Annotated in this window: 9 protein-coding genes and 1 pseudogene; all 10 read left to right on the top strand. The window is 37.1% G+C overall.

All coding sequences use genetic code 11. The features are described from left to right. A partial coding sequence (locus IQ219_RS13665; RefSeq protein WP_194072978.1) for an ABC transporter ATP-binding protein occupies positions 1 to 962 on the top strand: 962 nt, incomplete at its 5' end. Positions 963 to 1,008: 46 nt separating this feature from the next. Further along, positions 1,009 to 1,755, top strand: coding sequence for a transferase (locus IQ219_RS13660; protein WP_194072977.1), 747 nt, complete (start codon positions 1,009 to 1,011; stop codon positions 1,753 to 1,755). 31 nt (positions 1,756 to 1,786) lie between these two features. Continuing rightward, positions 1,787 to 2,197, top strand: a complete 411-nt coding sequence (locus IQ219_RS13655; RefSeq protein ID WP_194072976.1) for an FdtA/QdtA family cupin domain-containing protein — start codon at positions 1,787 to 1,789, stop codon at positions 2,195 to 2,197. Then, positions 2,194 to 3,294, top strand: coding sequence for a DegT/DnrJ/EryC1/StrS aminotransferase family protein (locus tag IQ219_RS13650; protein ID WP_194072975.1), 1,101 nt, complete (start codon positions 2,194 to 2,196; stop codon positions 3,292 to 3,294). Before IQ219_RS13655 ends, IQ219_RS13650 begins: the two co-directional genes overlap by 4 nt. 2 nt (positions 3,295 to 3,296) lie before the next feature. Next, a complete protein-coding gene (locus tag IQ219_RS13645; protein ID WP_194072974.1) occupies positions 3,297 to 4,346 on the top strand; it encodes a glycosyltransferase family 2 protein in 1,050 nt (349 codons plus the stop codon). Positions 4,347 to 4,371: 25 nt separating this feature from the next. Next, positions 4,372 to 5,715, top strand: a complete 1,344-nt coding sequence (locus tag IQ219_RS13640; protein ID WP_194072973.1) for a glycosyltransferase — start codon at positions 4,372 to 4,374, stop codon at positions 5,713 to 5,715. 316 nt (positions 5,716 to 6,031) lie between these two features. Beyond that, complete coding sequence (locus IQ219_RS13635) at positions 6,032 to 6,355, top strand: nucleotidyltransferase domain-containing protein (RefSeq protein WP_194072972.1); 324 nt, start codon at positions 6,032 to 6,034, stop codon at positions 6,353 to 6,355. Next, a pseudogene (locus IQ219_RS13630) lies at positions 6,348 to 6,746 on the top strand (HEPN domain-containing protein). The gene IQ219_RS13635 and the pseudogene IQ219_RS13630 overlap by 8 nt, the downstream one beginning before the upstream one ends. 22 nt (positions 6,747 to 6,768) lie before the next feature. Next, the gene (locus IQ219_RS20555; RefSeq protein WP_194072971.1) at positions 6,769 to 6,948 is read left to right on the top strand and encodes a glycosyltransferase; all 180 of its coding nucleotides are present in this window, start codon (positions 6,769 to 6,771) and stop codon (positions 6,946 to 6,948) included. A 163-nt stretch (positions 6,949 to 7,111) separates the two neighbouring features. Then, positions 7,112 to 7,648, top strand: coding sequence for a Uma2 family endonuclease (locus IQ219_RS13620; protein ID WP_194072970.1), 537 nt, complete (start codon positions 7,112 to 7,114; stop codon positions 7,646 to 7,648). Positions 7,649 to 7,737 lie beyond the last annotated feature (89 nt).

Here is a 7,737-nt window from a genome sequence, read left to right as displayed (position 1 = left end):
ATCCTGAACTGACGGGGCGGGAAAATATTTATCTGAATGGGGCAATCCTGGGGATGACACGGGCGGAAATTAAGAAGAAGTTTGATGAGATTGTGGATTTTGCGGAGGTGGAGAGATTCCTTGATACGCCAGTAAAACGCTATTCGTCGGGGATGTATGTGCGGTTGGCGTTTGCGGTGGCGGCCCATTTAGAGCCGGAGATTTTGGTGGTGGATGAGGTGTTGGCGGTGGGGGATGCGGCCTTTCAAAAAAAGTGTTTGGGGAAGATGGGAGAGGTGGCAGAAAAAGAAGGAAGAACGGTTTTGTTTGTCAGTCATAACATGACAGCTATTGATAGACTCTGCTCCAGAAGTCAGTTTTTACAAGAAGGCTACATCAAATACGATGGTCATACGAGTGAGTCGATTTCTAATTATTTGAAGTCAATACAGGATTATAACCAAACCGGAGAAATAAAATGGGATGACATTACAACAGCTCCTGGTAGCGAAAAGGTTCGCTTGCATTTAGTAAAACTTCAGAATAATCACAAAATGGGTAACACAATCCCCATAGATCAAGACTTGAAAATTGAAGTACAGTTTTGGGTTCTAGATAACAACATAAGTAGTCTTTACGTTGATATTTATATTTATGACAGTATGGGAAGCGTTGTTTTAAGTACACCAAGTACGCAAAAGGCAAATGCTATTAGAGATCCTTTTTATGAAAATGGTTTTTCTAAAGGGCTTTTTTGTTCAATATGTACGATACCCAAAAATTTCTTAAATGATATACAATACTATGTAAGTGTTTTTATTGTGAATCTCGAACATCTAAATATAGAAGTCACTGCAGAAAAAATTCTAAATTTTGGTGTTTTTGATACCGGAGAAATGCTTGAAAATGGCGGGGGAAAGTGGGCTGGCTTGATACGAACTCGAATGGCATGGCAAACTAAAATGATTAGTGATTTACCTTAACTTCTTCAGGAATTTAACAAACATTTAATGACCTATTTGCTAAATTATGGAAAGTAGAATAATTCATTCATCTGCAATTATCGAGACGGGCAAGTTGGGCTCTTCTGTATCAGTGGGTGCATTTACGACCATTGCGCGTGATGTATCTATAGGGAACAATGTAATTATTCATCCTCATGTAATCATAGAATCAGGAGTTGAGATTGGCGATAATGTAGAAATTTTTCCATTTACTTATCTTGGAAAAACACCAAAAAGTCCAGGAATGATATCTAGAAAAATTGAATTCGTCCCGAAAATAAAAATAAGTTCAGGTTGTCTTGTTGGCCCCAGTGCGGTAATTTACTATGACGTTAATATTGATGAAAATACATTGATTGGCGATGGTGTATCTATAAGAGAAAAGGTAAAAATAGGAAAATCATGTTTAATTAGTAGAGGGGTAACTATCAACTACAATGTTGTTGTTGGTGATTACACGAAAATAATGGATCTTACTCACATTACCGGTAACTGTAAAATCGGTAACTCTGTTTTTATTAGCGTTTTAGTTTCTACCACCAATGACAATGCCATTGGAAAACTAGAGTACGATGAAAGCCGTGTTTGTGGGCCTGTTATTGATGATTTTGTTGCTGTTGGTGCCTCAGCTAATATACTTCCATTGGTTCATATTGGGAAGGGTGCTGTTGTCGCAGCCGGTGCCGTTGTAACCAAAAATGTTCCGGCAGGGAAAATGGTTGCTGGAGTACCAGCAAGAGTTATCAAGGATCTTTCCTCTGCTGAACAATAGAGCTGAGCAACCACTATCTTTGTAAGTTTTTATGAGTATTAAAGATTGCAAAATTATTGAATTACCTAAAGTTCATGATCCGCGAGGGAATCTAACATTTATTGAAGCAAAGCATATCTCCTTCGATATTCAAAGGGTTTATTATCTTTACGATGTGCCCGGTGGTTCCTATCGTGGGGCCCATGCTCATAAACAATTGCAACAGTTAATTATAGCCATGTCGGGGAGTTTTGATGTTGTCTTAGATGATGGCTACGAAAAAGAGTGTTTTCACCTCAATCGTTCCTACTACGGCCTCTATGTCTGTCCCATGATGTGGAGGTATCTCGATAATTTTTCCTCTGGAGCCGTGACAATGGTTTTGGCTTCCACTCCCTACGATGAGTCGGATTATTATCGTGACTATGATGAATTTCTTAGAGCAGTCAAAGCTTCCCCATGAACATTCCCTTTCTGGACTTAAAAGCTGGTTATCTTGAGTTGAAGGCAGAATTGGATGCAGCCTATCAACGAGTAATTGATTCGGGGTGGTATCTTCTGGGGCAAGAGTTGGAAGCGTTTGAAGCCGAATTTGCCGCTTACTGCGAAGCAAAGTATTGCGTGGGGGTTGGTAACGGAATGGATGCGCTTCATCTGATTCTTCGTGCTTTAGGCATTGGTCCTGGAGATGAAGTAATTGTCCCCTCCCATACATTTATTGCTACTTGGTTAGCAGTTTCTTATGCCGGAGCGACTCCTGTGCCTGTAGAGCCAAATGTGAAGACCTACAACATTGATCCGAATTTAATCGAAGCGGCCATTACAGAGCGAACCAAGGCGATCATGCCAGTGCATCTCTACGGCCAACCTGCCGATATGAGTAGGATTAATGCCCTAGCTTACCGTTATGGATTAAAGGTAATCGAAGATGCGGCCCAGGCCCATGGAGCAAAGTATAGAGGGCAACGGACTGGTAGTTTAGGGGATGCGGCGGGGTTTAGTTTTTATCCCGGCAAAAACTTGGGAGCCTTTGGGGATGGGGGCGCAGTAGTCACCAATAATCAAGAAATTGCGGACAAAGTACGAGTCCTACGGAATTATGGCTCACGGACGAAGTACCATAATGAAGTCCAGGGATTTAATAGTCGGTTGGACGAACTGCAAGCTTCTTTCCTGCGAGTAAAGCTAAAAAAACTGGATGAGTGGAACGCCCGGAGAACAATGATAGCTCAATACTATCTAGAAAAGCTGGCAGAAACATCTTCCCTGACGCTGCCCTATGTCCCTAGTTGGGCTGAACCAGTCTGGCACTTATTTGTTATTCGTTCAGAGAAAAGGGATGTGTTGTCAAAAAAGCTAAAAGAGAATGCTATTCAAACCCTAATTCATTATCCAATCCCTCCCCATTTATCCGAAGCTTATCAAAATAACAACTGGGAGGGTTACAGTCTCAAATTAACAAAACATATAACAAGAGAAGTTTTGAGCCTGCCAATGGGGTTACATTTAGCCTATGACGATATTCAAACTGTTACCAGCAATCTGAAGAGGTTTGCTTAATTATGAGTAATCATAAAGTCCCTATCAGTGTAACAATGATCACATATAATCACGAAAAATATATTGCTGAATCAATTCAGAGCGTTTTAGAACAAACATTTGCAGATTTTGAGTTGATCGTTGTTAATGATGGCTCTACAGATAGAACTGACGAAATTATTAGAACCTTTCAAGACCCACGAATCACTTATATTTATCAAGAAAATCAAGGGCCGAGCGTTGCGATCAATAATGCAATTCTTGCTGCACAAGGAAAATATGTTGCGCTGATGTCTGGTGACGATGTTTGTTATCCACAAAGATTGGAAAAGCAATATTTATACGCAAAAAAAGAACAAAAATCTATTTTGTTTTCTTGGGTTGATTTTATTGATGACGATAGCCGACCAAGTATTAAAAACTATCTTCCTAAAAGTTATTTTAACTTGGGCAACAAATCACGATCAGAAATCCTTAGTCATTTTTTCTTTCAAGGAAACTATCTTTGTGCACCTACTGCATTTATAGAAAAAAAATTACTTTTAGATGCTGAACTTTTTTGTACAACTTCAATTCAATTACAAGATTTTGATATGTGGATTAAACTACTGCCGGAGGGTGAGTTTTTCTTAAGCACAGAAAAATTATTAAAATATAGAAGGAGAAAACACGGCTTTAATTTGAGCAACAAAAGAAATTTATTAAGAAGTAATTTTGAGGCAAGTCAAATTTACAGGCATATTTTTAATAATATTGATAGCTCTTTATTCAAAGAAGCCTTCTATGATTTTCTTTTTAGAAAGGATTTTGATGGCAAACATGAGTATGAAATTGAAAAGTCTTTTTTATATTTTAATCACAATTTGCCTTTTATAAGGGAGATTGGGGTTGAAAGGTTGTTTAAATTACTTCAAAATAAAGAAACCTTGATGATAGCTATTGAAAAATATGATTTTGGACTTCCCCGTTTGTACGAATTTATGCAAGATGAAAAAAAAATTGACAAAAACCGTCTTTTAAAATTCAGACATTTAATTGACAAAAAATACATGAGAATTTTCTCTTTAGTTTGATAAAGAATTAAAAAATAAAAATCATATGAAATTACTTTTTTTATCTGACGCATACATGCGAGATGGAAGCTTTGATCCTTTCCGTATTGAACTTCTAAATAGTCTATCTCTATATTCATCTAATACCCTTGCTATCACTACAAATCATTATCTTCATGATAATAGTTGTAATCCAAGATTATTTTGTGGATTCTCGTTAATTCTTAAACGGATTAGTCAGTTTAAGCCAGATGTTGTATTTACAGTTAATCGAGCTGGAATAACTCCAAAAGTACTTGAAGTATTGCCTTCTAACTGCCTTATAATAACATGGTTTATCGACTCCTATGAAAGAACTAATAACTCTCTGCTTAAGTTCAGTCATAATGATATTGTTTGGTTAACAGGAAAAGGAATATACGAACAAAACTTTTTGAGCAATTATAGCAAAGGTTACTCTAAAATAATTTCCGTTCCCTTTGCATCTAATACAAATATTTTTACACCGAAAGATAAGGAAAGAATTATTGATGGATGTTTTGTTGGGACAGCATTTTCAAATACTGCTTTTATTAATTTATTAAATGACTTGTGTGATGACGAAGAGCAGAGAGAGATTTTTTTGAAGACGTTAAATATACATAAAAACAGATATATTTCGGACATCAAGCTTTTTTTGCAAAACAATGGATTCAAAAAAAGCTATAAAAAAAATCGAGATGTATGGCAATCAATTTTCGATGATCAAATATCTCTGGAAAAAAGAATTAATTACCTTAGTGTACTAGATGATTTTAAGCTATTTATATACGGTGAGCCAAATGACTTGTGGATAAAATCCCTCACTATTTCTAATAGTAATATGCTTGGTAGATACAAGTACAAATCAATTAAAACGCCCGGCGAACTTTCAAATTTATACAATATTTCTAAAATAGGTATTAACATACAACATCATCAAGCCTCCACTCATTCTTTACCAATTAGGGTCTTTGACTTAATGGCTTGTAAAACTCTTCTTATGACTGAAAAAAGGTCTACTGAAGCATTAAATCAAATAGGATTTCTAGAAGATATTGATTTCGTAACTTTCGATACCTATAGAGAACTAAAAGAAAAGTTTTCTTATTATATTCATAATAGTGAACACAGAAATAGAATTGCTGAATCAGCATATTATAAAGTTTTAAAGTATCATGACTTAAATTTTAGAATTTATAGTTCTCTCAATCAATCTCTTGTCTCATCTCCTATATTGATAAAAGATGGAAATGCTAATATTCAACATTGTTGTAATCCTATCGGATTAAAAGTGAGAAATAAAATTGTTTTTTTTCTAAAATATATAAAAAAAACAGGAGGAGAAGTTTTTAAGAGTTACGCTCACTAAGAAATTTTAAACATCATCTTATTTTAAGCATGTAAAGATATAAAATGATAACGAAAATAGTTGCCAGAACTATCGAAATCAGCACGGAATTTCTTTCATCAATGGTAGTAGTATTTAGATGTTTTATCGTTTCTCCCTGATGATATTAACTCCAATGTAGCCTGATCAAAAAAACTTAAAATCTAGACTTTCTGACTAGGTCTTTACCCTGGCCTCCTCGGTAAACTCGGTAAAACTTGGCTACCCTGATCTAGCTCCATGCTATATTCACCTACAATAATCAATAATCTCTATTAATTCTCCCCGTTGGATTTCGATGTTGAAACCAATCACTAACGAGTTACTTGATCAGATAACCGTCAGACTCGTTGAAGCTCTCAAGCCAGAAAAAATTATCTTATTCGGCTCCTATGCCTATGGAGAACCCAATGAAGATAGTGATATTGATTTACTGATAATTGTGTCTGATTCTGATGAACCTCGTTATCGGCGTTCTCGTCAAGCCCACAGGGTTTTACGTGGCATTGGTGTGCCTAAAGATATCTTGGTAATGACCCGCGCAGAAGTTGACCGCAAGGCACAAGTAACGACCTCCCTTGTCAATCAAGCATTACTGGAAGGTAAGGTTTTGTATGGATAATCCCAACTATGAAGAAGTTCAGCAATGGTTAATAAAAAGCCAAAGAGATTTAAAAGTTGCTTGGGTGCTTTTTAAAAATGAAGAATCTTTACTTGATGCTGTTGTATACCATTGCCAACAATCTGCTGAGAAATCATTAAAAGCGTATTTGACTTATCAAAATACAGTCTTCAGAAAAACCCATGATTTAGATATCTTGATACATCTATGATGTCAGTCTGAGGCTAGTTTTCAAGACCTCAAGGATGCGGGTGATACTCTTACCCCCTACGCAACAGAGTTTTGCTATCCTAGTGACACTATTGAACCAGAGAAAGATGAAGCAGAAGAAGCTTTGAAGATAGCAAGTTTAATACTAGATTTTGTAACTGGATTATTGCCGGACAATTGATGAGAAATCATAAGCATGGATAATGACAATATTTATTATTATTCCCGTACATAATCGAAAACAAACCCCTCTTAAATGTTTGGATATTCTAAAAAAAAATGACGATCTAGATAAATACCATGTCGTCGTTGTAAATGATGGATCGTCAAATAGTACAAGTCATAAGAATATCATCATGGCTCACAATGTTTGTGACATTTAAATCACTAAAATTCTTTCAAAAATAGTATTTTCTATCTAGCTCTCCTGCATCGACTTTTACCATGGCCTCATCGGCAAACTCGGTAAAGCCTGACTATCTTAGCTCCAAGACATCCACAAAAGAAATTCTATAATCGAGCCAAGTCCATCAGCCAACCCTAAATATGTCACCAGCCCTTTCCCCCCTCACTCTAAAGGACTTCCTGGAACTGCCCAACATTGAAGAATCCCCCGCCTGGGAACTCATCAACCAGGTACCTAGCCAAAAACCGATGCCGATCTTGTGTCACAGCCGACTACAAAAACGCCTCGTTGCCAAAATTGATAGCGCTAGCACCATCTATGAAGCTCTCCCCGAATTTCGCTGTGTCCTGAGTAATAACTCTATCGTTCCTGACATTGCCATTACCCGTATCAATCGACTGCCTACTACTAATCAGCCCTTAGCAGGCCCCCCCGATTGGCTGATCGAAATTCTGTTCCCCGACCAAAGAAGCACCAGAATTATTACTAAAATTCAAACCTGCCTAGAAGAGGGAGCCGAATTAGCCTGGTTAATCGATCCCCTCGAAGAAATTATTTTAGTTTTTCAGCCCCATCAACCCCTCATCATTAGCCGAGATGATAGCATTCTCCCCGTTCTTAATGATATTCCCCTAACCTTAAGTGCCCAGGAAATCTTTAACTGGCTCCAGGGCTAATGAGAATCTTACAACTTGACGGCGATCGCCATTAACATCTTTTAGAATAAGAATAACGAAAACTCAGTGGCAATCCAATGGGGCTAACG

Origin of the sequence: Synechocystis sp. LEGE 06083 (assembly GCF_015207725.1) — a bacterium.
Classification (GTDB): domain Bacteria; phylum Cyanobacteriota; class Cyanobacteriia; order Cyanobacteriales; family Microcystaceae; genus Synechocystis; species Synechocystis salina.
This window is presented reverse-complemented; position numbering and strand designations above follow the sequence as displayed.

Bases quoted from the DNA above. Each gene is read 5' to 3' on its own strand.
- IQ219_RS13640 (WP_194072973.1), top strand. From the start codon at position 4,372: ATGAAATTACTTTTTTTATCTGACGCATACATGCGAGATGGAAGCTTT.
- IQ219_RS13660 (WP_194072977.1), top strand. From the start codon at position 1,009: ATGGAAAGTAGAATAATTCATTCATCTGCAATTATCGAGACGGGCAAG.
- IQ219_RS13650 (WP_194072975.1), top strand. From the start codon at position 2,194: ATGAACATTCCCTTTCTGGACTTAAAAGCTGGTTATCTTGAGTTGAAG.
- IQ219_RS13645 (WP_194072974.1), top strand. From the start codon at position 3,297: ATGAGTAATCATAAAGTCCCTATCAGTGTAACAATGATCACATATAAT.
- IQ219_RS13620 (WP_194072970.1), top strand. From the start codon at position 7,112: ATGTCACCAGCCCTTTCCCCCCTCACTCTAAAGGACTTCCTGGAACTG.
- IQ219_RS20555 (WP_194072971.1), top strand. From the start codon at position 6,769: ATGACAATATTTATTATTATTCCCGTACATAATCGAAAACAAACCCCT.
- IQ219_RS13635 (WP_194072972.1), top strand. From the start codon at position 6,032: ATGTTGAAACCAATCACTAACGAGTTACTTGATCAGATAACCGTCAGA.
- IQ219_RS13655 (WP_194072976.1), top strand. From the start codon at position 1,787: ATGAGTATTAAAGATTGCAAAATTATTGAATTACCTAAAGTTCATGAT.